We start from the raw sequence: 25,033 nt of genomic DNA, 5'->3' as shown, positions 1-25,033 counted from the left end.
GTAGGTTAGGTATGCCTAACTCTCGGTTGCGGTCTTCGGTAAACCGTACGTCCGTCTTGCTAGAACTCGCAAGGCGGGTCTCACGCGCCGATCCTCCCAGCCCGTCGCCGCGAGCCCAGGAAAATGTCATATCCCGCTGCGATGATGTTGCGGTGAAAACATGGCTGGTCGTGCATTACCAGCGGGCCGACGACGACTACTCCAACTGGGTCCTGCACGCCTGGGGTGACCTCGCCCCGGGCGCTGACCTGGCCTATCCCGACGGTGTCCCGTTCGCCGGGGAGGACGCGTGGGGCCGGTTCGCCTGGGTGCGCCTGGCCGAGGGCGCCCGGAAAGCCGGCTTCCTGATCCTGAACCGGCACGGCGGCAAGGATGTCGACGACGATCGCTGGATCACGCTCGACGACGCCAGCGAGATCTGGGTGACGGCCGGCGAGACCGAGGTCCGGACCGAGCCGCCGGTGCCGCCCGAGCCGGAGCACGACGACGTGGTGATCCACTACCGCCGCCCCGGCGGTGACTACGCGGGGTGGGGGCTGCACTGTTGGGAAGGCGTCCCGGTCGCCGAGAAACCTCGCTGGGGTTCGCCCCGGATGCCCACCCGTTTCGACGCGTTCGGCGCCGTCTTCCGGGTCCGGGTCCGGCCCGACGCGGTCGGCCTGCGCTACGTCCTGCACCGCGGCGAGCACAAGGATCTGCCCGACGACCAGCGGCTCGACCTGACCACCACCCGCGAGGTGTGGCTGACCGCCGGACAGACGGCACCGGTCCGCCCCGATCTCGGCGACACCCTCGGCCCCGAGCTGGACCCGGCCCGCGCCCACGCCGTCTTCCTCGACCGGACCACCGTCGCGCTGCCCGAGTGGTTCGCAGCGCGTGCCACGGCGTTCACCTTGAACGGGTTGAGCCTGGTCCCACGGCCGGGCGGCCTTTTCCAGGCACAGAGTCGCCTCTTCCCACATTTAAGGGCCTACCGGGCGTACGCGGTTCCCGAACTGCCCGACGACGAGCTGCGTGAGCTGCTGCGTGACCGGCTGCTCGTCGAGGGACCGGACGGGTCCGCCGTCACCGCGGTGCAGATCGCCGGAGTCCTCGACGATCTCTACCCGGACGCCGCCACCGCCGAGCTCGGCCCGGTCCTCGACGACGAGGGCCGCCCCCGTCTGTCGGTCTGGGCACCCACCGCCCAGGTCGTCGAGCTGGAACTGTTCCGCCAGACCGGCGACGAGCCCCGGATCCATCCGATGACCAGGGACGACACCACCGGCGTCTGGAGCGTCACCGGCAAGCGCAAATGGCTCCACCGGTGGTACCGATTCCGGGTCCGGGTGTGGCAGCCGGCCGTCCAGCGGGTGGCGACGACGAGCGTGACCGACCCGTACTCGGTGTCACTCGCCGTCGACTCCACCCACAGTCAGATCATCGATTTCGACGACCCCGCGCTCGCTCCGCCCGGTTGGGCCGATCTTGTCAAACCACCGGCGGTCGCCCCGGCCCGGATGCAGATCACCGAGCTGTCGGTGCGCGACTTCTCGGTCTTCGACACCACCGTGCCGTCGCCCGAGCGCGGTGGTTTCCTGGCCTTCACCCGCGACGAGTCGAACGGCATGCGGCACCTGCGGTCGCTTGCCGACGCCGGGCTCACCCACGTGCACCTGCTACCGGTCAACGACTTCGCCACCGTCCCGGACCGGTGGGCCGATCAGGCCGCACCGATGTGCGACCTGACGTCGTTCCCGCCCGACTCGGCCGAGCAGCAGCGGGCCGTGATGGAAGTGGCCGACCAGGACGGCTTCAACTGGGGTTACGACCCCTGGCACTGGACGACCCCGGAGGGGAGCTTCGCCACCGACCCGGACGGCCCCGACCGGATCCGGCAGATGCGGGCCGCGGTGACCGCCCTCAACCAGACCGGCCTGCGGGTCGTGCTCGACGTGGTCTACAACCACACGATGGGCGACGGCCTCGACCGGTTCAGTGTCCTGGACCGGATCGTGCCCGGCTACTACCACCGGCTGATCGCCGACGGCAGCACCGCCGAATCCACCTGCTGCCCCAACACCGCCACCGAGCACACCATGATGGCCCGGCTCGTCGTCGACTCGCTGGTCACCTGGGCCCGCGAGTACCGGATCGACGGTTTCCGCTTCGACCTGATGGGCCACCACCCCAAGAGCAACATCCTTGCGGTACGCGAGGCGCTGCACCGGATCGACCCGGACATCGCGCTCTACGGTGAGGGGTGGAACTTCGGCGAGGTGGCGTACGACGCCCGCTTCGTCCAGGCCACCCAGGTCAACATGGCCGGCACCGGCGTCGGCACCTTCAACGACCGGCTCCGGGACGCCATCCGCGGCGGCAGCGCCCACGGCGACCCCGGTGTGCGCGGCTTCGCGACCGGGCTCGGCTCCGACGTGCCGCTGTGGCTGCACGACCAGATCAAGGTCGGGCTCTCCGGGGCACTGGCCACCTACCGGTTCACCGGCCACGACGGGCACGAACACATCGGCGCCGAGATCGGGGCCGGATATGCGCACGACCCCGGTGAAGCCGTCAACTACGTGGACGCCCACGACAACGAGATCCTGTACGACGCGATGGCGTTCAAACTGCCCTGCGGGATCTCCCAGGTCGACCGGGCCCGGATGCAGGTCCTCGCCCTCGCGATGGTCGTGCTCAGCCAGGGTGCCGGATTCGTCGCGTTCGGGACCGAACGGCTGCGCTCCAAATCGCTGGACCGCAACTCGTACAACTCCGGCGACTGGTTCAACGGCGTCCGCTGGGACCCGGCCCAAGGCAACGGCTTCGGCCTCGGCCTGCCCCCCGAAGCCGACAACCGGGACCAGTGGGACTGGGCCCGGCCGCTGCTTGGCGACCCCGACCTGGTCCCGGCGCCGGACGTGATCGGCCTGGCCGCCGAACGCTACCGGGAACTGCTCCGGATCCGCCGGTCCTCGCCGGTCTTCGGGCTGCCCACCGCCGAAGAGGTGCAACGGCGCCTGTCGTTCCCGCGTAGTGGTCCCGGCGAACAACCCGGGGTGATCGTGATGGACCTGGACGGGACCGGGCTCGACGCCCGCTGGGGCCGGACCGTGGTGGTGTTCAACGCGACCGGCACACCGGCCCGCCCGGACATCCCGGACGCCGGCGGCCTGCGCCTGCACCCCGAGCTGACCGGTTCGGTCGACCCGGTGCTGCGTGGTGTCACCCCGGCCGAGATCCCGGCCCGCTCGGTCGCGGTCTTCGTGAGCGCCGCCCCCTGACCGAGTGCGGACTGCTTCGCGGTCAAGGCAAGAGTGCCTTTCGGTGTGGTTACTTAGGGTGCGAATCGCACCCTAAGTAACCACGCGACTCTGGTCGCGGAACGTCTACCAGGCTTGGAAGAGGCGCGTTCGGGGAATGAGGCGCGATCTGAGGCGGCGGGCGCGGTTGCGCTAGATTGCGCCGCGGGGCGCCGGATGGCGGCGCTCACCTGAGTGGAGGTAGTGGTGCGGTTCGAGCGTGCTCTCTGCGCGTTGGTCCTGGTCGGTCTGGCCGGAGGGTGCACATCCGACCCCGCTGATCCGGCGCCTGCCGCGTCCGGGCGGGAGGAGAGCGCGGCCGCACCGCCCGCTTGGACCGAGCCCGCCGCCTACACGTTCACCCTGGTCCGGGGCTGTGACGAGGCTGCCCCGGTGGGCCGTTATCAGGCCACCGTCAAGGACGGGGTGGTCACCGGTGCGACCCGCTCCGGTGGTCCGGCTGCTTCCGCAGCGCCCTCCGCCGAGGTCGACCTCGGCCCGGTCACCGGGGACGAGGGCGAGGAGATCGACGTGCCCGCCCTGGGCCAGTTGCTCGAGATGGCGACCACCGCGCAGGAGGACGGCGCCGAGGTGACCACCGAGTTCGACCAGGCCGACGGTCATCCGGTGAAGGTCTCCATCAACGTCACCGACACGCCCGCAGGCGCCGAGTGCTGGACCGTCGCCGACTACAAGGCGTAGCCCCACCCCGATGCTTCCGGGCGCGTGAGCGCCTTGTGTGGAGAGTTGGGGTGCGATTCGCACCCCAACTCTCCACACAGAACGAGCCCAGACCCGAGCGGGCCTGGGCTCGTCGTTCGGTTGCCGGGCACGGGCCGGGTCAGCCGGGCAGGCGGGGGCCGGCCTCGCGCTGGGACGCCAGCCACTGCTCGACCTCGCCGGACGAGCGGGGCAGCCCGGACGACAGGTTGCGGCAGCCGTCCGCGGTGACCAGCACGTCGTCCTCGATCCGGACGCCGACGCCGCGCAACTCCTCGGGGACCAGCTCGTCCTCGGTCTGGAAGTAGAGGCCCGGCTCGACGGTCAGCACGTGACCCTCCTGGAGGGGGCCTTCGCGGTATGCCTCGCTGCGCGCGGCCGAGCAGTCGTGCACGTCGATGCCGAGCATGTGCCCGAAGCCGTGCAGCGTCCACCGCCGGTAGACCGTGCTGTCGTCGTTCATCGCCTGGTCCACGCTCACCGGCAGCAGGCCCAGGTCGTGCAGGCCCTCGGCGAGCACCCGCATGCAGACCTTGTGCACGTCCTTGAAGACCACACCGGGCTTGATCGCGTCCATGCCGGCCTGCTGCGAGGCGTGCACGATGTCGTAGACCTGCCGCTGCAACGGGGTGAACGTGCCGTTGACCGGGACCGTGCGGGTCACGTCGGCGGTATAGAGGTTGTGCCCCTCCACGCCCATGTCCATCAGCAGCAGGTCGCCGGGCGTGGTCATCCCGGTGTTGCGCACCCAGTGCAGGATCGTCGCGTGCGCGCCGGCGCCGACGATCGAGGTGTAGCCGACGTCGTTGCCGTCGTGCCGGGCACGCAGCCCGAAGACGCCCTCCAGCAGGCGCTCCTTGACACTGCGGTCGGCCGGCAGAACCCGGGCGACGTCTTCGAAACCGCGGACCGTGGCGTCGATCGCGGCCTGGAGCTGGGCGATCTCCCACTCGTCCTTGACCAGCTTCAGCTCGGAGATCACCCGGGCCAGCTCGCGGTCGCGCGGTCGCGAACGGTCCGGCTCGTACGCCAGGATCGCCCGGTCCACCGCCGCGTCGTGCCCGCGCAGCACCCGCGCTCGGCCGGGCGCGGTGCCGGCCAGCGCCGAACCCAGCGCACCCAGCGACGACGTGGTCAGGCCCAGTTCCGCGGACTTCTCGGCAAGGGTGTGGGTGCGCCCGATCCACAGCTCGCCGTTGCGGTCGCGGAAGAAGCGATCGGTGTCCTTCGAGTTGCGCTGCCGGGTGTAGAGCACCGCGTCGTGACCGGAACCGGTCGGGTGCAGGATCAGCACACTGTCCGGGTCGTGGTCGCCGGTCAGGTAGAAGAAGTCGCTGCCGGGACGGAACGCGTAGTCGGTGTCGTTGGCACGCACCTTCTCGTTGCCGCTCGGGATGATCAGCGTCTCACCGGGGAAGGCCTCGGAGAGCGCGGCCCGCCGCTTCGCGAAGTTGGGCACCTCCGGCAACGGTGTCACCGCCAGCGGATCCTCCCGCCAGCCCTGCCGCATGAAGCTCAGGAAAGCCTCCGGGAAGTCGGGGTCGTGCGACTCCGTCTTCGGCGCGGGCTGGTTGCTGCCGCTGTTGTCGGCCATCGTGGGGTGCCTCCGTTCTCGGTGCCCCCGACGTTACCGTCTGACCAGTTGCCCACCGCAAGGCCGGGCGCGCGGCTCGTCCTTGATCCACATCACCCCCGGCCCGGTCCGCCCTGGTAGCCGGTTTCGGAGTCCCTGGTCAGGCAGGCCAGCCGAGCGCCCGCGGTGCCGGCCTGACCGGGCACGGTGTGCGTGTGCTCGGCGTGCAGCACCAGCGACCACGGCGGCCGCGACGCGTCGAAGGCCCAGTCCTGGGCGGTGACCGCCCGGCCGACCCCGTTCACATCGGTGATGAGGTCGAGCCAGATCTCATTGCGGGCATTGGCGAACGCCGGATCCACCGACGGCCGGCCCGGTGCCGCGGCCGGGTCCCGCCGGTGCTGGTAGTGCGGGCCGGCGTCGGCGGGAGCACTGCCGCATCGGCCGGTGTGCAGGTGGGCGCCGTAGGCATGACCCGGCCGCAGACCGGTCACGAGCAGCGTCACCCGTACCCCGGTGGTGGTGTGATCGACAGCGACCCGGGCCCGCGCGCCGGCCGGGACCATCGCCGGGTCGTAGGTGACCGCGGTGGCACCGGCCCGCCAGGACTGGAAGGTGCCCTCGGAATCCGGGCCGGGCACCGGCTCGGGGGCGGGCGCGGCGGCGGTGAGGAGCAGGGGTGCGGCAAGGGCCAGCAGTCTCGATCTCATTCGGTAATCATCTCAAATGACCTCATTTGGTCACGGTGATCGGGTCCGGTCGACCCCTGCGTGCCCGGACCACTTGGGTCCGGCCGCCCGTGAGTGGGAGGGTGATGCGGTGAGCTACGCGATGGTGATGGGTGAGGCGCTGATCGACCTGCTCGAAGCGGACCTCGACGGCGGGCAGGTCTACCGGCAGGCGATCGGCGGGGCACCGCTCAACGTCGCCGTCGGCGTGGCGCGCCTCGGCGGCGACGCCCGCTACGCGGGGACCCTGAGCCGGGACGTGCTGGGCGAGCGGATGGCGGCCTTCCTCCGGGACGCGGGTGTCGACCAGACGGGGGTACGGCGGGTGCCGGTCCCGACCACCCTCGCCGTCACCACGTTCGAAGGCGCCGAACCGACGTTCACGTTCTACGGCGAGCCACCGTCGTACGCGCTGCTCACCCCCGCCGACCTCGACCTCGGCGCGGTGGCCGGCGCCTCGGTGCTCTACACCGGGTCGATCTGCCTGCTCCGCGAACCGTTCGTGACCGCCGCCCGGGCCGCCTGGGCCGTCGACGGGCCGCTGCGTGTCTTCGACCCCAACGTCCGGCCCACCCTGCTGCCGGACACCGCCGCGATCGACGCACTGCGGACCCTGGTGGAATCCTTCTTCGCCACCGCCGACCTGGTCAAACTCAGTGCCGCCGACGCCGTCGTGCTCTACGGCGACGACGACCCGGCCGCCGCTGCCGCCCACATCCTCGGGCTCGGTGCCGCGGCCGTCGTCGTCACCCGGGGCTCCCTCGGCGCCCACGTCGCGACCGCCGCCGGAGACGTCTCGGTGCCTGCCCCGGTCGTCGCGGCCATCGACGCCACCGGCGCCGGCGACTCGGTCATGGCGGCCCTGATCAGCAGCCTTCTCGCCGGCGGGCGCCCGGTCGGCCTCGACGGCTGGGCGGCGAACGTGCGGTTCGCACTCTCGGTCGCCGGCCTGGTCTGCGAACGTCCGGGCGGCGCCACCGCGATGCCCACTCCCGCCGACCTGAAGGCCCGCTGGGGTTCCCTCTGATCAAGCCCTGCGCCCAGCCCGCGCGCTGGACCGGCCCGCGCTGACCTGCTCAACTCCGCGGGCTGGACCGCGGCGGCCGTGCGTGGAGCTGGGCTTCAGTCGCCGAGGGCTTTCGCGATGAAGCGCTGGCGGTCGACGATCACGCGCTCGACGCGGACCTCGGCGACCAGGGTGGTGTCGTCGTGAACGGTCACGTCGAAGTGGAGTGTGCGGCCGTCGGTCTTGGTCAGGGTGGCCTGCGCGACGACCCGGCGGCCGACCGGAGCCGGGGCGCGGTGGTCGATCTCGGCGCGGGTGCCGACGGTGGTGACACCGCCGGGGATCTTCCGGGCGGTCGCGGCGACCGTCGCGGCCTCGGCCAGGGCGAGGACCCGGGGCGTGGCGAGCACCGGCACGTCGCCGGAGCCCAGGGACTGCGCGGTGTCGGCGTCGGTGACCGTCAACTCGACCCGGGCACCGAGGCCGGGCGCGAACTCCGGAATCTCCATCGGCAGATCCTATGTCCGTTCGGGCCGCTGCCAGAACGTCTCGTCCACCGGCTCGTCCGGGATCGGCGTCACATACCCGGGTGAAACGGTCCCGGCCGGGAAGTGGCCGTGCTGCCCCACACCGGGTTGGGCCGAGAGCGGGTAGGCGGCGCCCGGAGACAGGGGCGAGGGCGGCTGAGCGGCGGCCGGAGACAGTGGCAGGGGCGGCAGAGCGGCGGCCTGGGTGCGGAGGGCGTCGCGAGCCTCGCGGGCGCGGACCGACAACTGATCGGCGATGGCGTAGGCCTCGGCCAGGTCCCGGTCGCTGGCCTCACCGGGCCGGCCACCAGCGGTGTCGGCGTAGACGGTGGCCAAGCCCAGGCGCCGCTGCAGCGGGCCCTGGACGACCCGGACGCTCTGGATCCGGGCGTACGGCACCAGGGTCATCTCCCTGGTCACCCGCCCGGACCGGCTGACGAAGACGTCGCCGGCCAGCCCGGCACCGTAGAACCGCAGGCCGAACGGGTGCAGCCACCAGGCCCGGGCTGGCGGGGGCGAGGTGGCCAGCGTGATCAGGTCGACGCCGGGCAGGGCGGCACCGACGAGGGCACGCGCGGTGTCCGGGTCCCCGACCGGCATCAGCCGGTCGGAGCTGTTGTCGTCACCCCGTTCGGGGCCGGACAGACCGGCCACGTCGATGCTCAGTTGCAGCCAGCGTTTGGCCCGCCACAGGAACGGCCAGGTGATCCGCACGGCCTGCACCCGGTGCGGTGGCACCACCTGGCTGCGGGTCTCGGTGAGGCCGTACTGCAGGAGCAATCGCTCGCCACGGACCAGCCGGAAGTTCCAGTCGCTCAGCACCCGCCGGACCGGCTGGAGGAGGACACCGGCCATCGCGGTCACCGTGCCGCCGATGCCGATGAACGTCCACGACCCCTCCATCGCGAACTGGGTGATCACCCAGGCGACGCCGAGCGGCAGCATGAACGCCTGCGGGGTCAGAAGTTGACTGATCAGCAGGTCCTGGTTGCGGACCTGGTAGAACGGCGGTGGTTCCGGCGCGGGCGAGCCCGGGGTCTGCGGTGCGCCAGGCGTCTGCGGTGCGCCGGAGGCGAGAGAGCCCGCTGGGGTACGCCCGGACAGGGCCAGCAGTCGCTCCCGCAGCGCCGACGCGTTCTGCACGGTCAGATAGGCCAGTGGCGCCTCGGTCTTGCCGCCGCCGACGACTTCGAGGCGCAGTTCGGCCAGTCCGGTGAGCTGGGCGAGCAGCGGCCGGCGCAGTTCGACGGTCTGGAGCCGGTCGAGCGGGATGGCCCGGTTGCGCCGCCACAGCAGGCCCTCGGCGATCCTCAGCTCCCGCCCGACGACGAGGTACCCGGTGTTCCACCAGCCGACCGCGGAGAACACCACGACGGCGACCGCCAGCGCGAGCACGATCAGGGCGAAGTCGGTGAACCCCACCTCGCCGAGCGTCTGCCAGGAGAGCGCCGCGACGATCACCACGATGCTCTTGGCGCCCTTCAGCAGCGGGCTGAGGGGATGCAACCGCCGGCGTGGCTCCTCGGGGGCGGCCTCGCCCGGCTCGGGGGTCTCCGGCTCGCTCACAGGCCTTCGGCCCGGTCCTCGCCGAGGGCGGTCAGCCGGTCGCGCAGCCGGGACGCCTCCTGGGGCGCCAGCCCCGGCACCCGGGCGTTACTGGCCGCGGCGGCGGTGTGCAACTGGACGGTGGCCAGCCCGAACGCGCGCTCCAGCGGACCGGCGGTGACGTCGACGTACTGCATCCGGGCGTACGGCACGATGGACAGGTGCCGGACCAGGAGACCGTGCCGTACCAGCAAGTCCTTGTCTCTTTCGGCGTAGCCCCAGGCGCGCACCGCGCGGGCCGCGATGACCGACCGCCAGACCGCGAGCAGCAGCACGCCGCCCATCGCCCAGAACCAGATCACCTGCCCGCCGAGGGCCACCCCGGTGACGGCTCCGGCGAGCAGGATCACGGTCCAGGTGGCGATCCCGATGAGGTGGACGGCGATCAGCCGGCCGGAGACCGGCCGCCAGTCGACCGTCCCGGGCCAGGGTTCGAGGGCATCGACGACGGTTGGCACGGACGGCTCGCTCACCCCTGAAGCCTAGGCCTTAGTTCGTGGCATCGTCCGGCGAGGCGAACGGGACGACCTCACGCAGGAAACGCCGGGCGTCGAGAAAGGAACCGAGGGTGGGACGGTGCTGGTCGCAGGCGAGCCAGGTCTTCCGGCGATCCGGGGTGTGAATCTTCGGATTGTTCCAGTGCAGGCGCCAGACGGCCGCGGCACGACAGCCCTTGGCGGAACATTGGGGAGCGAGATCCACGGCCATTTCCTCAACCACGCCGCAACCTTACGGAATGGGAGCTTGAGCGCCGGGCGGCCACGGGGGAAGCCGCCCGGCGACGAGGCAAATGCTACACGCTTCACACACCTGCGTATGCACCCGGTTACCCGCCCGATCCGGCGGATCGCGTAGAAAGATCAACACACTCGGCCGATGGTGTCCCGGGCTGCGAAGACGTCCGAATCCGGCGATGATGGCGACCGGATGACGACGATGATCCCTATGCTGCCGTGCAGCGGACCGGGATTCGGTTCTTAGGAACCTCTCAGCCGAGTGTTGTTGTGTGTCGTGTAAGTCTTGAGCGTCGGCTTTCCGAGAGCCGGCGCATTCAGACCCGTTGTGGAGGACCGGTGGCGCAGCCGAGCACGCCCGAGACCGATACCAGCGCCGGCACCGGTGCACCGGTGCCACCCGCGCAGGACGCGTCGCAGCTCGAGCGCGCCATGTTCGAGGTGAAACGGGTCATCGTGGGCCAGGACCGGATGATCGAGCGGATGTTCGTGGCCCTGCTGGCCCGCGGTCACTGCCTGCTGGAGGGTGTGCCCGGCGTGGCCAAGACCCTCGCGGTGGAGACTCTGGCCAAGGTGGTCGGCGGTTCGTTCTCCCGGGTCCAGTTCACCCCCGACCTGGTGCCCGCCGACATCGTCGGCACCCGGATCTACCGGCAGTCGAGTGAGAAGTTCGACGTCGAGCTGGGCCCGGTGTTCGTCAACTTCCTGCTCGCCGACGAGATCAACCGGGCCCCGGCCAAGGTGCAGTCGGCCCTGCTCGAGGTGATGGCCGAGCACCAGGTGTCGATCGGCGGCAAGACCCACGAGGTGCCCGACCCGTTCCTGGTGATGGCCACCCAGAACCCGATCGAGCAGGAGGGTGTCTACCCGCTGCCCGAGGCACAGCGCGACCGGTTCCTGATGAAGATCCTGGTGGGTTACCCGACCGACACCGAGGAGCGGGAGATCGTCTACCGGATGGGGGTGAGCGCCCCGGAGCCGAAGCAGGTCTTCACCCCGGACGACCTGCTCGGCCTCCAGCGCCGCGCGGACCAGGTGTTCGTGCACAACGCCCTGGTCGACTACACGGTCCGCCTGGTCCTGGCCACCCGCGCCCCGGCCCAGCACGGCATGCCCGACGTGGCCCAGCTCATTCAGTACGGCGCGAGCCCTCGCGCCTCGCTCGGCATCGTCCGGGCCACCCGCGCCCTGGCACTGCTGCGCGGCCGGGACTACGCGCTCCCGCAGGACGTGCAGGACATCGCGCCGGACATCCTGCGGCACCGCCTGGTGCTCAGCTACGACGCCCTCGCCGACGACATCCCGGCCGACCACATCGTGGCGCGGATCATGCAGACCGTGCCGCCGCCCCAGGTGACGTCCCGGCAGAGCACCTCGAACGGCTCGGCCCCGCAGCCGGTCCCGGCGGGCCAGCCGATCCACCCCGGCCCCGGCCAGTTCGCCGCCGCCCAGCCAGGCCCCGGCCAGTTCGCGCCCGGCCAGCCCGGCGGCCCGGGCCAGTTCCCCTCCGGTCAGCCCGGCGGCCTGGGCCAATTCGCCTCCGGTCAGCCCGGCCCCGGTCAATTCGCGCCCGGCCAGTTCGGGCAGCCGAGCCACCCGGGGGCCTACGGTCAGCCCGGTCCGTATGGACAACCGGGCACACACGGTCAGCCGGGCGCGCCCGGCCAGCCCGGTTCGTATGGGCAACCCGGTCCCTACGGCCAGACCGGCCCGTTCGGCCAGCCCGCGGTGCCGGTCGCCGCGGGCCCGCAGACCCCGGTCGGTGCCGGCCAGCACCAGCCCGCGCAGTACGTCGCCGGTCCGCCCGCCACGTCCGAGGTGCGGCCGTCCAGCGGAGTCCCGGCTGCCGGTCACGACGGTCACGACGGTCACGAGCCGCGAGACGCCGACGGCCACGTGCCGCAGCGGGACGGTGACGGTCATGGGCCGCAGGCGGCTGGTGACGGTCACGTGTCGCAGCCGGCCGGCGACGGTCATGGGCCGCAGGCGGCCGGCGATGGTCACCGGCCGCAGGCGGGCGGGGATAGTCACCCGCCGCAGCCGGGCGACACCTGGCCCGGTCGATCATGACCACGCCGGGCACGCGGATGCCGGTCGCCCCGGCGGAGGCGGCCCGGGCCGAGGCCGTCATCAGCCGGCTCCAGCTGCTCGTCACCCGCAAGCTGGACGGGCTGCTGCAGGGCGACTATGTGGGCCTGCTGCCCGGTCCGGGCAGTGAGGCCGGGGAGTCCCGGGAGTACCGGCCCGGCGACGACGTGCGGCGGATGGACTGGCCGGTCACGGCCCGGACCACCACCCCGCACGTGCGGCGCACGGTGGCCGACCGCGAGCTGGAGACGTGGCTGGCCGTGGACCTGTCCGCCAGTCTCGACTTCGGCACCGCCCAGTGGCTGAAACGCGATCTGGTGATCGCCGCCGCCACCGCGATGGCGCACCTGACCGTGCGCGGCGGCAACCGGATCGGCGCCGTGGTGGGCACCGGCTCCGGCGTACCCGCCAAGGAACCCCGCAGCTGGTGGCGCCGCAAGCCGGAGGCACCTCCCGAGCCACCGCTCACCGCCCCGTTCCTGCGCCTGCCCGCGCGGCCCGGCCGCAAGGAGGCGCAGGGCATGCTGCGGGCGATCGCCGGCACCACGATCCGGCCCGGCCGCACCGACCTGGGCGCGCTGATCGACATGCTGAACCGGCCGCCCCGGCGCCGCGGGGTGGCCGTGGTGATCTCCGACTTCCTGTCGCCGGTGGAGGGCTGGGCCCGGCCGGTGAAGAAACTGGGCGTCCGGCACGACGTGCTGGCCATCGAGGTGGTCGACCCGCGTGAGCTGGAACTGCCCGACGTCGGTGTGCTGACCCTGGCGGATCCCGAGTCGGGGATCCTGCACGAGGTTCAGACGTCCGATCCGAAACTGCGCCAGGCGTACGCGGAAGCCGCCGGTCAGCAACGTGCGGCGATCGCCCGTGCGCTGCGGGCGGCCGGCGCGGCCCATCTGCGGCTGCGCACCGACACCGACTGGCTGCTCGACATGGTCCGCTTCGTGGCCGCTCAGCGCCACGCCCGTACCCGAGGGACCACACGATGATCCGATTCCTGGACCCCTGGTGGCTGTTGACTCTGCTGCCGGTCCTGGCCATGGCCGGGTTCTATGTCTGGCGGCAGTTCCGCAAACGGCAGTACGCGATGCGGTTCACCAACGTCGACCTGCTGCGCACCCTCGCGCCGAAAGGCCTGGGCTGGCGGCGGCACGTGTCGGCGGGCGCGTTCCTGCTGATGCTGGGTGCCCTGTCGGCGGCGACGGCCCGCCCGTCGGTCGACACCGAGGAGCCCTTGGAACGGGCCACCGTGATGCTCGCCATCGACGTGTCGCTGTCGATGCAGGCTGAGGACGTGGAGCCGAGCCGGATCGAGGCGGCGCAGGAGGCGGCGAAGTCGTTCGTCAGCGAGCTGCCCCCCACGTACAACCTGGGTCTGGTCTCGTTTGCGAAGGCGGCGAACGTGCTGGTGGCGCCGACCAAGGACCGCTCTGCGGTGATCTCCGCGATCGACGGGCTGACACTGGCCGAGGCGACCGCGACCGGGGAGGCGGTGTTCACCTCGCTGGACGCGATCCGGACGGTGCCGTCCGACGGGGCCGACGGTGCGCCGCCGGCCCGGATCGTGCTGCTCTCCGACGGTTACCGCACGTCGGGCCGGTCGATCGAGGACGCGGCGGCGGCGGCCGGCCAGGCGAACGTGCCGGTGTCGACGATCGCCTTCGGTACCGACGCCGGTGTGGTCAACATCCGTGGTTCGTCGCAGCGGGTGCCGGTGGACCGGCTGTCGCTGCAGGAGCTGGCCGAGCAGACCAAGGGCTACTTCTACGAGGCCGCCTCGGTGAGCGAGCTGAAGCAGGTCTACGAGGACATGGGCAGCTCGATCGGCCATCGGACCGAGCCGCGGGAGGTTACTCAGTGGTACGCCGCGGTCGGCCTGCTGCTGGGGCTGGCAGGTGCCGCGATGAGCCTGTTGTGGACGTCCCGGTTGCCTTAGGGCGTGTTGTGCGCGAGCACGAACAGCACGACGACCCAGGCCGAGAGCAGAGTGAAACCGAGAGGCGCGACGAAGTTCTTCATCATGAAAAACCGACTTCCGCTAGTGACTGAACCAGGTCATGGGTCACTTCGCGGCCGGAACCACCGCACGCCTCGACACCGGCCGGAAGGGGCCGGTGACGTGCGGGTGGAGAGAGAAATCTGGTCAGCGGTCAGAAACGCTGACGAGCGTCCCGGCCACGACTAGGAGGATCGCTATCTCGCACAGCGATCACCTCCAGAACTAGTCGGGTCTGAACCGTGTGGCACTGTACTCCTTAACCGACACTTAAGAAAATCGGTGTGACCCTGAACGGGGTGTAAGTCGGCGGCCCCGTCCCTCGGCCGTGTCGTGCCGGGCCGATAGTCTCCCTTTTCAGAGGGATCTCGTGACCCTGTGTGATGGAAATCTGTCGATGGGAGTGTGTTGTGTCTCGCACCGTTCTGGTGACCGGAGGGAACCGCGGCATCGGCCTTGCCATCGCCCAGGCGTTCGCCGCGCAGGGTGACCGGGTGGCCGTCACCCACCGCAGATCGGCCGTGCCGGACGGTCTGTTCGGTGTGCAGTGCGACATCACCGACTCGGCAGCGGTCGACGCCGCTTTCACCACGGTGGAGAAGGAACTCGGCCCGGTCGAGGTGCTGATCGCCAACGCCGGCATCACCGACGACACGCTGCTCCTGCGGATGACCGAGGAGCAGTTCGAGCGGGTCATCGACACCAACCTGACCGGGGCGTTCCGCTGCGCGAAACGGGCCAGTTCCAAGATGCTGCGCGCCAAGTGGGGCCGCATCGTCTTCATCTCGTCGGTGGTCGGCCTGTACGGCGGGCCCGGCCAGGTGAACTACGCGGCGAGCAAGGCCGGTCTCGTCGGCATGGCCCGTAGCATCACCCGTGAGCTGGGCACTCGCAACATCACCGCGAACGTGGTGGCGCCCGGTTTCATCGAGACCGAGATGACCGCCGTCTTGCCGGAGGCGCGCAAGGCCGAGATCATCAAGGCTGTCCCGGCCGGTCGTCTCGCCACGACCGACGAGGTCGCCGCCGCGGTGACCTTCCTGGCGAGCGACAGTGCGGCGTACATCTCGGGCGCCGTGCTCCCCGTCGACGGGGGCCTCGGTATGGGGCACTGAAGTTTCCGAGACTTTTTCAGGAGAGAAGTAAAAGAGTGTCTGGACTGCTGGCCGGTAAACGGCTGCTCGTCACCGGCGTCATCACCGACGCCTCGATCGCCTTCTCGGTGGCGAAGCTGGCCCAGGAGGCCGGCGCCACGGTGGTGCTCACCGGCTTCGGCCGCCTCTCGCTGGTGGAGCGCATCGCCAAGCGGCTGCCCCAGCCGGCGCCCGTCATCGAGCTGGACGTCACCAACCAGGAACATCTGGACGGCCTCGCCGCCAAGGTCCGCGAACACGTCGACGGACTGGACGGCGTGGTCCACTCCATCGGCTTCGCCCCGCAGAGCGCCCTCGGCGGCACCTTCCTGGAGACGCCGTGGGAGGACGTCGCCCAGGCCGTGCACGTGTCGACGTTCTCGTACAAGTCCCTGGCGGTGGCCTGTCTGCCGCTGATGGACCAGGGCGGCTCGATCGTCGGCATGACCTTCGACGCGACCAAGGCCTACCCGCTGTACGACTGGATGGGTGTCGCCAAGGCCGGGCTCGAGTCGGCGTCCCGTTACCTCGCCATGTACCTCGGCAAGCACGGGATCCGCAGCAACGTCGTCGCGGCCGGCCCGCTGCGCACGATGGCGGCCAAGTCGATCCCCGGCTTCAGCAACTTCGAGGACGCCTACTCCCAGCACGCACCGCTGGGCTGGGACCTGAACGACCCGGAGCCGACCGCCCGCGCGGTCTGTGCCCTGCTGTCCGACTGGTTCCCGGCCACCACCGGTGAGATGGTGCACGTTGACGGGGGCTACCACTCTCGCGCTGCCTGAGGCGGTGGCAGGATGGACGGGTGGTTTACGACGCGTTCGTCCTGCTCTCCTTCGGGGGACCAGAGAAGCCTGATGACGTGATGCCGTTCCTGCGCAACGTGGTGCGCGGGCGCGGTGTCCCGGACGAGCGCCTCGCCGAGGTGTACGAGCACTACATGCACTTCGGCGGGGTGTCCCCGATCAACCAGCAGTGCCGTGATCTGCTCGCCGCGATCGAAGTCGAGTTCGCGGCGCACGACATCACGCTGCCCACCTACTGGGGCAACCGCAACTGGCACCCGATGCTCGCCGACACGGTCGCGCAGATGCGCGACGACGGGATCGAGCACGCGCTCGGGTTCGCCACCAGCGCGTACGGCGGCTACTCCTCCTGCAAGCAGTACTGGGAGGACATCGCCGCGGCCCGTGAGCACGTCGGCCCCGGCGCGCCGAAGATCGCCAAGATCCGGCAGTTCCACGACCACCCGGGTTTCGTGAACCCGAACGTGGAAGCCGTCCGGGAGGCGCTGACGAAGCTGGATCCCGCTCGCCGCGAGACGACCCGTCTCGTCTTCACCGCGCACTCCATCCCGGTGAGCATGGCGCAGAACGCGGGCCCGACCGGCGGCCGCTACAACGCCCAGTTGGAGGAGACGGCCCGGCTGGTGCACGCCGCCGCGGCGTCGGACCTCGGGTACGACCTGGTGTGGCAGAGCCGTTCCGGTCCGCCGCAGATCCCGTGGCTGGAACCGGACATCAACGACCATCTCGAAGCGCTCGCCGAGAAGGGCGTCACCGACGTGGTGGTCAGCCCGATCGGGTTCGTCTCCGACCACCTCGAGGTGGCCTGGGACCTGGACAACGAGGCCAAGGAGACCGCCGACCGGCTCGGCCTGGGTTACGCCCGCGCCGCGTCCCCGGGCGTGCACCCGGAGTTCGTCTCGATGATCCGGCAGCTCGTCCAGGAACGCACCGATGATCGATCCAGAGCCGCACTCGGTACGCTGCCGACCTGGGATGTGTGTCAATCCGACTGCTGTCCCACCCCTGCGCGACGAGGAGCCCCCCGATGAAGGAGCGCAAGAGGATCGAGAGCTGGCTCACCGACATGGACGGAGTGCTCGTCCACGAGGGTGAGCCCGTGCCGGGTGCCCCCGAGTTCGTGAACCGGATGAAGGAGTCGGGAAAACCGTTCCTGATCCTCACCAACAACTCCATCTACACCCCGCGTGACCTGCAGGCCCGCCTGCACCGGATGGGTTTCGACGTGGACGAGCAGTCGATCTGGACGGCCGCCCTGGCGACCGCCCAGTTCCTCGCCGACCAGCGACCCGGCGGTACGGCGTACGTGATCGGTGAGGCCGGCCTGACCACGGCCATGCACGCCGCCGGTTACATCCTCACCGAGTTCGATCCCGACTACGTGGTGCTCGGTGAGACCCGCACGTACAGCTTCGAGGCGATAACCAAGGCGATCCGGCTGATCAGCGGCGGCGCGCGGTTCATCTGCACCAACCCGGACGCCACCGGGCCGTCCAACGAGGGCCTGCTCCCGGCCGCCGGCTCGGTCGCGGCGATGATCTCCAAGGCGACCGGCGTCAAGCCCTACTTCGTCGGCAAACCGAACCCGATGATGATGCGCTCGGCACTCAACGCGATCGGCGCGCACAGCGAGACCACCGCGATGATCGGCGACCGGATGGACACCGACGTGCTCTGCGGCCTGGAAGCGGGCCTGGAGACGATCCTGGTGCTGACCGGCATCAGCAGCCGGCTGGAGAGCGAGACCTACCCGTACCGGCCGTCCCGCATCATCAACTCGGTCGCCGACCTGATCGACGAGATCTGAGGTGACCGCACCCGTGGTGGTCGTCGCGGCGGCCTGGGTCTGTGTCCGGGACCGGCGGGTGCTCACCGTCCGGGCGGGTGACTCGGACGCGTTCTACCTGCCCGGCGGCAAGCCCGAGCCGGGGGAGTCCGACGCCGAGGCCGCCGCCCGCGAGGCGGTCGAGGAGGTGGGGGTGCACGTCGACCCGGCCGGGCTGAGCCATTTCAGCACGATCGACGCGCCCGCCCACAACCGTCCACCCGGGACCCGGGTCCGCCTGGTCTGCTTCACCGGCACCTTCGCCGGTGTTCCGGCTCCGGCCTCGGAGATCGTCGAGATCGGCTGGTTCACCTCAGCCGATCGGCCCCGGTGCGCCCCCGCCATTCAGCTGCTCCTGGACGAGCTGGTGGGAGCTAGCCTGATCGACTGAGCCAGCCACCGACCCGGGAGTGACGGCGAGTTGACGACAGCGGGAGAGTCGCTCGAGGAGGCCGTTCGTGCGGCCGTCGAGCAGGGACACACGGAACTGGCGCATCTGGACGACCTGACCGACGACCTGGTGGCCACCTTCGAGTCCGGTGCGGACACCAGGTTGGACGGTTTCGCCCGCTGGTTCACCGGGGATCTGCGCCGGCATCTCGACCGGGAACGCGAGTCGCTCGGGACGTTCAACATCGCCTTCTTCGGGCGGACCGGCGTCGGGAAGAGCACTCTGCTGTCGACGTTCGGCCGGCTCGACGGGGAGTACGTCTCCCCTGGTGACAGCGACTGGACCACCGAGGTGCGCCCGATCGAATGGCGTAACTGCCGGCTGTACGACACTCCGGGGATCAACGGCTGGGGCCGGACCGAGAGCCGGGACGACCTCGAAGCCGAAGCCCGTAAGGCGGTCGAGATCGCCGACATCGTGCTTCTGTGCTTCGACAACCAGTCCCAGCAGGCGATGGAGTTCGCGAAGATCGCCGCCTGGATCAAGGACCACGGGAAACCGGTGGTGGCGGTCCTCAACGTCCGCAATCCACGCTGGCGTCACCCGGCCCGGGTCCCCGAGGCCCGTCGCCGGAACCTGTCCGAGCCGGTCCGTCAGCACGCCGACAACATCCGGGCCGAGCTGGCCGCGATCGGACTGGCCGGCACCCCGGTCGTCGCGATCCACAGCCAGCGGGCCCTGTTCGCCCGCGCCACCACCCCGTTCCGCGGTCCGGACCAGATCCAGAAGGGCTTCCACCGGCAGCGCGAGGAGTTCGGCACCGACTACCTCGACCGATGGTCGAACTTCGGCACGCTGGAACGGCTGATCGTCGCCTCGATCGCGGAGGGCGGCGCCGATCTGCGGCTGACCGCGCTGCGCGAGGACATCCGGTCCCGGTGCCACCGGGGGATCGCCGAACTCGAAACCCTGGCGACCGGGATCGAACAGGAGGCCGCGGCCCTGGAGAACCGGGTCGCGTCACTGTTCGCCCTGGTGGGCTACCCGGACGACACCGAACGGGCCGAGTGGCTGCAAGAGGACCTGGTCGCCACCTCCGAGCAGGCGCGCGGGGTACCGTACACGTCGCCGGCCAAGGGGACCCTGGACCGTTTCGTCCGGCACCTCGCCGCCTCGCATCTGGCCGGAAGCCGCCGCAAGGCGAAGGCCGCCGCGGACGATCTGATCCGGGCCGCCTTCGACGAACAGAAGACGATCGACGAGTCGGCGTTCGCCGCGACCGTGTTCGACCAGGACGCCGTCTCCACCGCGGCGGACGCCCTCGCGGCCGACCGCCGGGCGTTCCTGCAGCGCGAACTGGAAGTCACGGTGGACCACGAGACCACCGCGAACGGCCCGGCGGTCTCGCACGCCGCGACGATCCTCGGCGCCGAGGGCGGCGGCGTGGCGGGTGACGTGGTCCGCGGGACCGGCATCGCGGTCGGCCTGGGCGTCCTCGCACTGCCGATCTTCCTGACCCCGGTCGGCTGGGCGTTCGGGGTGGCCGCGGCCGGTGTCGGCATCGCCAGTCAGGTCCAGCAGTTCGTCGGTAAGAAGATCAGCCGGGACCGGGCGGAGCAGGCCCGGAAAGCCCGCTCCCAGGCGATCGCCGACTCGCATCGAGCGGTGGACCAGACGTTCGACGAATGCGAGGACACCCTCGTCCGGGACAGCCGACGAGCGGCCTGGACCTCGCTGGCCCCCACCACTGCCGCGTCGCTGCGCACCGCGATCGAGCTGCGCCTGGCCCTGACCCGGATCGCGCGGATGATCGACAGCCTGCGGACCTGTGCCGGATCGATCCGGACGGCGCCCGAGGCGGCCGCGGTCCTGCTGCGCGCGCAGCACCGGTTGGCGGAGTCCCCGGCCGAGGTGACCCGGTTGCTGCTGGGCGAGGACTGGCTCGGTGCCGCCGGCGATCACCGTCCGGTACGGATCGACCCGGCCGTCCACGAGGTGTACTCACGTCGCCGCCAGGAGGACCACGACCGGCTGACACGGGCGATGGCGGCGGCGTGGCAGACACCGTCGACAGCGCCGTGGCGGCACCGGCTGGCGGCGGCGGCCCGAGCCGATCCGGCGTTGTCCGACATCGCCCGGACCTTCGATCGGGTCGCCGGGGCGCGGCCTGCACTGGCCGTCCTCGGTGACTACAACTCGGGGAAGTCGTCACTGGTCCGCCGGATCCTGGTGGACGCCGGCGGGCGCCCGCACGCGGCGTTCGACATCCGGGCGTCGCCGGCGACCTCGACCGCGAACCGCTATCACCTCGACCGGCTCGATCTGGTGGACACCCCGGGCCTGCAGAGCGGGCACGACGGGCACGACACCACCGCACCGGCGGCGATCGTCGAGGCCGCCCTGGTGTTCGTCGTGGTCCACATCAACCTGCTGGTCGGGGACACCGCGATCCTGGAGGAACTGGCGCGCGGCTCGGCGACACTCGCCGCCAAGGGCGGGCGGATGGTGTTCCTCATCAACCGGTGCGACGAGTTGGGCCCCGACCCGATCACCGACCCGGAGAAGTTCCTGCACCTGCAGAACCGCAAACGCGAGGAGCTGCGGACCGCCTTCGCCGCACGTTGCGTCGAGGTCGGGACGGACCGGATCCACTGCCTGGCCGGTGATCCGTTCGGCGGGGTGGGCGCCGACCCGGCAGCGGTACCGGGCGACTTCGACGAGAACCGGCTGTGGGACGGCGTGGCCGCACTGACCGGCGCCCTGTCCGCCCTCTCCGGCGACCAGCTGTCGGCAGCGGCGGAATCGGCGGCGCTCGACGCCGCGCTCACCGGCCTCGAACGACACCGGCACCGCCTCGACCTGGTACGGGCGGACGGTGCGAGGGACCTGGAACTCGCGGAATCGGTGATCGCCACCCTCCAGGCCGCGCTGAAGGACGCCGTGCTCCTGGACAGCGCCCTGCGCGAGGACGCCCGCCGGATGGTGGACCGGCACACGGTGCCGGCGAAAGCAGCGGTCGTGGAGATCGATCGCAAGGACGCGCAGAAGCTGACCGACCTGGTCGACTCCTGGTGGAAGGCGCCGGAGTTCGAAGCCGATCTGGAACGTTTCCTGGCCGCGGCCGGCCGCGAACTCGACGAATGGCACAGCGATCACGTCGCGGCGATCGGCCGGGAGTTGCGTGCCGCCGAGTTCCGGGTGACACCCGCGTTCGCGGCGGAGTTCGAGGCCCGCGGAAGCGCCTGGCACGAGAACGTGACCGAGGGCGCCGGCAACGTCGCGGCCGTGGTGGCGCCGCTGGTGAGAGCCCTGGGCAGCCGGGACGCGGTCTACGCGATCGGCAAGCAGTTCGGCCACAACTTCAAGCCGTGGGGCGCGGTGCGGGGCGGCGCCAACGTGGCCCGCGCCGGGGCCGTCCTCGCGGTGGTCGCCGCCGCCGTGGACGCCGTGACGATGGTCAACGACATCCAGAAGGCCGGCGAACACCAGCAGCAGCAGGAGTCGGCGGCGCGGGCCATCGACGAGAGGGCCGCCGGGCTCGCCGATCAGATCACCGGCGACGGCCCGATCGGGCTCCTCGACCAGTGGACCGGGGAACTCCGGGCACTGCTCGGCGAGCATCTCGCTCTCGCGGCGTCGATCCGCGAACGGATGACCGAGGCCACGACACGGGCCGAGGCGGCCGGAACACTGATCGCGGCCGCGGGCGAACTGACCGGGACATCGGAGGGGTACTAGTGACTACGGTCGACATCGAAGCCGTGCGGGACTGGCTGGAACGGCTGCCGGGCGGATCACTGGCCGGACGGTACGCCGCGGACTGGGACGCGTTCGCGAAGCGGGACCGGCCGGTCGTGACCCTCTTCGGGTCCTACGACACCGGGAAGAGCTCCCTGCTCCGGCGGCTGCTGGCCGACGCGGGCGAGGAGGTTCCCGGCTGGCTGACGATCAGCGCCCGGCACGAGACCTTCGAGGTCGGCGACGCCGAACTGGGCGGCTGCGTGGTCCGTGACACGCCCGGGTTCGCGGTCGGCGCCTCGGACATCCGGGGACTGAACAACTCGCACCGGGCGGTGACGGCGGTCGGGCTCACCGATGTCGGCGTCGTGGTGCTGACTCCCCAGCTGGCCACCGCCGAACGGGACCTGCTGGCCCGGCTCGTCACGCGCGGCTGGCCGGCCGGGGCGCTGTGGTTCGTGATCTCCCGGTTCGACGAGGCGGGAGTGGACCCGGAGGACGACCCCGAGGGCTACCGGGAGCTTGGTGACCGCAAGGCCGGCGAGTTGCGGGAGCTGTTCGGGCTGGACGACCGGGCCCGGATCTTCGTCGTCGCGCAGGACCCGTTCCAGACGGCCGGGCCGGACACCTCGCCCGGCCCTCAGACGTGGGACGACTTCCGGGACTGGGACGGCATGCGGGACCTCGCCGCTGCCTTCGCCGCGGTGTCCCCGGTGGATCTGCCCGGATGGCGGGCGGCGGCCGGCCGGCGCTACTGGTCCGCGGCCCTGGACGACACCCTGAGCGAACTGCGCGGACAGCTCGCGGACTACACGGCACGGGCCGCGACGGCGGCGGAGGGGGTCGCCAACCGTGTGCGGTTCGAGGGCGAACTCGACACCCTGCACCGGGCCGCCCTCGCCGGACTCGACGGCCTGGTCGAGGACGTGATGCGGCGGCTGGAGGAACCGGGCGACCTCCAGTCCGAGATCCAGCGCACCCTCGAGCAGTGGTTCACCCGGCACGAGGCCCGCCTGCAACGGTTGCGGCAGTCGATCCACCAGGCCACCGAGCGGGACCGGGCGCAGCCGTCCTGGGCCGGGTTCGCGTCACTGGTCGAGACACTCGGGACCGCGACGAGCACCCCGGCGGCGTCCCCGCGGGTCGGCGGGCATTTCGAGCGGGTCGGGCCGATGTTGCTCGGCGCACTGAAAGCCGGAGTGGACGCCACCGGAGCCAAGGCGGCCACCCGCTGGGGACGGCACCTAGGCACTGCCGAGGCCGCCCTGCCACTCGTCGTCTACCTGGCGAAAGCCGGTGACGAGTGGGCGGCGGGCCGGGCCGGGCGCACCCACGACCGGGCCGAGGCCGAGAGGCGGCAGCAGGTCGCGGCCGAGTTCACCAGGCGGGCCCGCGAGGCCTGGCAGCCGTTCGCCGACGACGTGCGGGCCGAGATCGTCGCGGTGACCGGCGAACAGGTCGACCTCGACCCGGGCCTGCACCGGATCGTCGAGCGACTGCGCGAAGCCGTCACCGAGGGCGAGGCGCTCAGCCGCGGTCGGTGAACCAGCGGGTGGCGATCGCCGTGTGGATGCTGAAGCCCAGTTCGGTCGGGCCGTACAACACCTCGCGGCTCATCGTCTCGTCCACCACCGGGGCCGGTGGCAGCGCCGCTGTGCTCGACAACGGTGGGAGCAGGCCGAAGACCAGGATCGTGCCGTCGGGGGCGCTGACCGTGTCGTACAACCGGATGGTCGTGGGGTCGGTCTTCACCCCGGTCTCCTCGAACAGCTCGCGGGCCGCGGCCGCCTGCCAGGTCTCGCCGACGTCGATGAAACCACCCGGCAGGGCCAGCCGGCCGCGGGCCGGGGCGATGCCACGCCGCACCGCGAGCAGACCGGCGCCGACCGGCTGCACCGCGACCGCCACCGGGCTCGGGTTCAGATAGCTGACCTCGCCGCAGGCGCCACAGCGGCGCGGCCACGCCTGACCGGGCGTGAACCGCGCGCCGCAGAACGTGCAGTGCGCGTAACGGTCCGGGCCGCTCACGGGCGCAGCGGGGAGTTGCAGGCCGCCACCAGGGCGTGCCGGCAGGCCGTGGTGAGTGGGCGCAGCGCCTCGTCACGCTGCTGGGCCTCGTGCCCGTTGACGGCGCCGCCCGGCGCGTTCGTCCCGGCCAGGGCGAGGACCTGGTCCAGGACGCTGGCGCGGGCGAACAGGCGACGGGACCGGGGGTCGAAACCGGGTGGCAGCGTGTCGGTGGACTCCGGGCGGCGCAGCGCCTGCAGGGCACCGGCCAGCTCGGGTTTCCACTGCGCCACGTCGAGTTTGGTGAGCCGGGCGGTGGCCTCGCCGAGAGCCGTGGTCAGCTCCGCCTCGGCCTCGGCCGCGCCCATCTGGAAGACCGGCCGGTGCTCCGGCGCCGGCAGCACCCGCCACAGCACGGTGGAGAACTCCACACCGGAGCCGGACGTGTGCCGCCGCACCTCGGGCACCACCCCGAACCCGGGCGTCATCACCGCCTCGCCGGCCAGCAGCGCGGCGCCGGTCAGCTCGCCGGGGCCGGGCAGGCCACGCGGATCACCGGGGGCCGGCAGGACGAGACGGATCTCGTCCGGATGCAGCTTTGCGAAGATCGGCAGACCTTGGCCGAGCGGCACGTCGGTCCAGGTGCCGGGGGCGTCGGCGACGAGGTGCTCCTCGTCGGTGGCGATCTCGTCGGCCAGCTCGTCGAACGGGACGAGCCCGGCGCGCCAGGCGCGCACCCAGGCCACGAACCGGGTCGATCGGCGTGCGGTGCGGGTGGCCGCATCGGCTGCGGGTGACATGCGAGCAAGGGTACGTGCCGGTGAGGAGAGTTGTCTCGGCTCGGAGGGTCACCGAGGGTGTGTCCGAGATCGCGC

General features: G+C 71.3%; 20 protein-coding genes and 1 pseudogene. 13 read left to right on the top strand and 8 right to left on the bottom strand.

Translation table 11 applies throughout. The features are described from left to right. Positions 1-152: 152 nt before the first annotated feature. Entirely contained in the window at positions 153-3,263 is a 3,111-nt protein-coding gene (gene pulA / locus BLU81_RS24155) for a pullulanase-type alpha-1,6-glucosidase (protein WP_231953487.1), read from the top strand. Positions 3,264-3,488: 225 nt separating this feature from the next. Beyond that, entirely contained in the window at positions 3,489-3,983 is a 495-nt protein-coding gene (locus tag BLU81_RS24150) for a hypothetical protein (protein ID WP_231953486.1), read from the top strand. A 139-nt stretch (positions 3,984-4,122) separates the two neighbouring features. Here BLU81_RS24150 and BLU81_RS24145 read toward each other — a convergent pair whose 3' ends face one another. Together BLU81_RS24145 and BLU81_RS24140 are read right to left on the bottom strand one after the other, a co-directional pair. Beyond that, the gene (locus BLU81_RS24145; RefSeq protein WP_092546753.1) at positions 4,123-5,595 is read right to left on the bottom strand and encodes an aminopeptidase P family protein; all 1,473 of its coding nucleotides are present in this window, start codon (positions 5,593-5,595) and stop codon (positions 4,123-4,125) included. Between the two features lie 92 nt (positions 5,596-5,687). Beyond that, positions 5,688-6,284, bottom strand: a complete 597-nt coding sequence (locus tag BLU81_RS24140) for a superoxide dismutase family protein (protein WP_092546752.1) — start codon at positions 6,282-6,284, stop codon at positions 5,688-5,690. Positions 6,285-6,393: 109 nt separating this feature from the next. Between BLU81_RS24140 and BLU81_RS24135 the strand changes: the two genes are divergently transcribed. Then, entirely contained in the window at positions 6,394-7,329 is a 936-nt protein-coding gene (locus BLU81_RS24135) for a carbohydrate kinase family protein (protein ID WP_092557564.1), read from the top strand. A gap of 95 nt (positions 7,330-7,424) precedes the next feature. Here the strand turns inward: BLU81_RS24135 and BLU81_RS24130 are convergent, their stop codons facing one another. From BLU81_RS24130 to BLU81_RS24115, 4 genes are read right to left on the bottom strand one after another with little or no spacing between them, the layout of a single operon-like run. Further along, positions 7,425-7,817, bottom strand: a complete 393-nt coding sequence (locus BLU81_RS24130) for a thioesterase family protein (RefSeq protein WP_092546751.1) — start codon at positions 7,815-7,817, stop codon at positions 7,425-7,427. A 9-nt stretch (positions 7,818-7,826) separates the two neighbouring features. After that, positions 7,827-9,401: a PH domain-containing protein gene (locus BLU81_RS24125; RefSeq protein ID WP_092546750.1), complete on the bottom strand. Its 1,575-nt coding sequence runs from the start codon at positions 9,399-9,401 to the stop codon at positions 7,827-7,829. Beyond that, positions 9,398-9,913, bottom strand: coding sequence for a PH domain-containing protein (locus BLU81_RS24120; protein ID WP_092546749.1), 516 nt, complete (start codon positions 9,911-9,913; stop codon positions 9,398-9,400). Before BLU81_RS24120 ends, BLU81_RS24125 begins: the two co-directional genes overlap by 4 nt. A 16-nt stretch (positions 9,914-9,929) precedes the next feature. After that, positions 9,930-10,148, bottom strand: coding sequence for a hypothetical protein (locus tag BLU81_RS24115; RefSeq protein WP_092546748.1), 219 nt, complete (start codon positions 10,146-10,148; stop codon positions 9,930-9,932). A 365-nt stretch (positions 10,149-10,513) separates the two neighbouring features. Here BLU81_RS24115 and BLU81_RS24110 point away from each other — a divergent pair. The 10 genes and pseudogenes from BLU81_RS24110 to BLU81_RS24065 all read left to right on the top strand — a co-directional run. After that, positions 10,514-11,608: pseudogene (locus tag BLU81_RS24110) on the top strand (AAA family ATPase); the annotation flags it as partial. A 632-nt stretch (positions 11,609-12,240) separates the two neighbouring features. Beyond that, positions 12,241-13,251, top strand: a complete 1,011-nt coding sequence (locus tag BLU81_RS24105; protein ID WP_092546747.1) for a DUF58 domain-containing protein — start codon at positions 12,241-12,243, stop codon at positions 13,249-13,251. Next, positions 13,248-14,198: a 26S proteasome regulatory subunit RPN10 gene (locus BLU81_RS24100; RefSeq protein ID WP_092546746.1), complete on the top strand. Its 951-nt coding sequence runs from the start codon at positions 13,248-13,250 to the stop codon at positions 14,196-14,198. Before BLU81_RS24105 ends, BLU81_RS24100 begins: the two co-directional genes overlap by 4 nt. A gap of 470 nt (positions 14,199-14,668) precedes the next feature. Continuing rightward, positions 14,669-15,373, top strand: coding sequence for a beta-ketoacyl-ACP reductase (locus tag BLU81_RS24095; protein WP_092546745.1), 705 nt, complete (start codon positions 14,669-14,671; stop codon positions 15,371-15,373). A 35-nt stretch (positions 15,374-15,408) separates the two neighbouring features. Further along, positions 15,409-16,176 (top strand): enoyl-ACP reductase FabI, encoded by a 768-nt coding sequence (fabI, locus tag BLU81_RS24090; protein WP_092546744.1) that lies wholly within the window; start codon positions 15,409-15,411, stop codon positions 16,174-16,176. 20 nt (positions 16,177-16,196) lie between these two features. Further along, positions 16,197-17,228: a ferrochelatase gene (locus BLU81_RS24085; protein ID WP_092546743.1), complete on the top strand. Its 1,032-nt coding sequence runs from the start codon at positions 16,197-16,199 to the stop codon at positions 17,226-17,228. Continuing rightward, complete coding sequence (locus tag BLU81_RS24080) at positions 17,225-18,004, top strand: HAD-IIA family hydrolase (RefSeq protein ID WP_092546742.1); 780 nt, start codon at positions 17,225-17,227, stop codon at positions 18,002-18,004. The genes BLU81_RS24085 and BLU81_RS24080 overlap by 4 nt, the downstream gene beginning before the upstream one ends. A gap of 1 nt (position 18,005) precedes the next feature. Continuing rightward, positions 18,006-18,413, top strand: coding sequence for an NUDIX hydrolase (locus BLU81_RS24075; RefSeq protein WP_092546741.1), 408 nt, complete (start codon positions 18,006-18,008; stop codon positions 18,411-18,413). 30 nt (positions 18,414-18,443) lie between these two features. Next, positions 18,444-22,151 carry a GTPase gene (locus BLU81_RS24070; protein ID WP_092546740.1) on the top strand — a complete coding sequence of 1,236 codons (3,708 nt, stop codon included), beginning with the start codon at positions 18,444-18,446 and terminating at the stop codon, positions 22,149-22,151. Next, complete coding sequence (locus BLU81_RS24065) at positions 22,151-23,695, top strand: GTPase domain-containing protein (RefSeq protein WP_092546739.1); 1,545 nt, start codon at positions 22,151-22,153, stop codon at positions 23,693-23,695. The genes BLU81_RS24070 and BLU81_RS24065 overlap by 1 nt, the downstream gene beginning before the upstream one ends. Here BLU81_RS24065 and BLU81_RS24060 read toward each other — a convergent pair. Beyond that, positions 23,679-24,179, bottom strand: coding sequence for an NUDIX domain-containing protein (locus tag BLU81_RS24060; protein ID WP_092546738.1), 501 nt, complete (start codon positions 24,177-24,179; stop codon positions 23,679-23,681). The two genes, BLU81_RS24065 and BLU81_RS24060, sit on opposite strands and share 17 nt — an antisense overlap. Then, entirely contained in the window at positions 24,176-24,958 is a 783-nt protein-coding gene (locus BLU81_RS24055; protein ID WP_092546737.1) for a hypothetical protein, read from the bottom strand. Before BLU81_RS24055 ends, BLU81_RS24060 begins: the two co-directional genes overlap by 4 nt. Positions 24,959-25,033: the final 75 nt, after the last annotated feature.

The organism is Actinoplanes derwentensis, assembly GCF_900104725.1.
Taxonomy (GTDB): domain Bacteria; phylum Actinomycetota; class Actinomycetes; order Mycobacteriales; family Micromonosporaceae; genus Actinoplanes; species Actinoplanes derwentensis.
The sequence above is the reverse complement of the archived record's forward strand: the minus strand, read 5'-3'. Positions and strand labels throughout refer to the sequence as shown.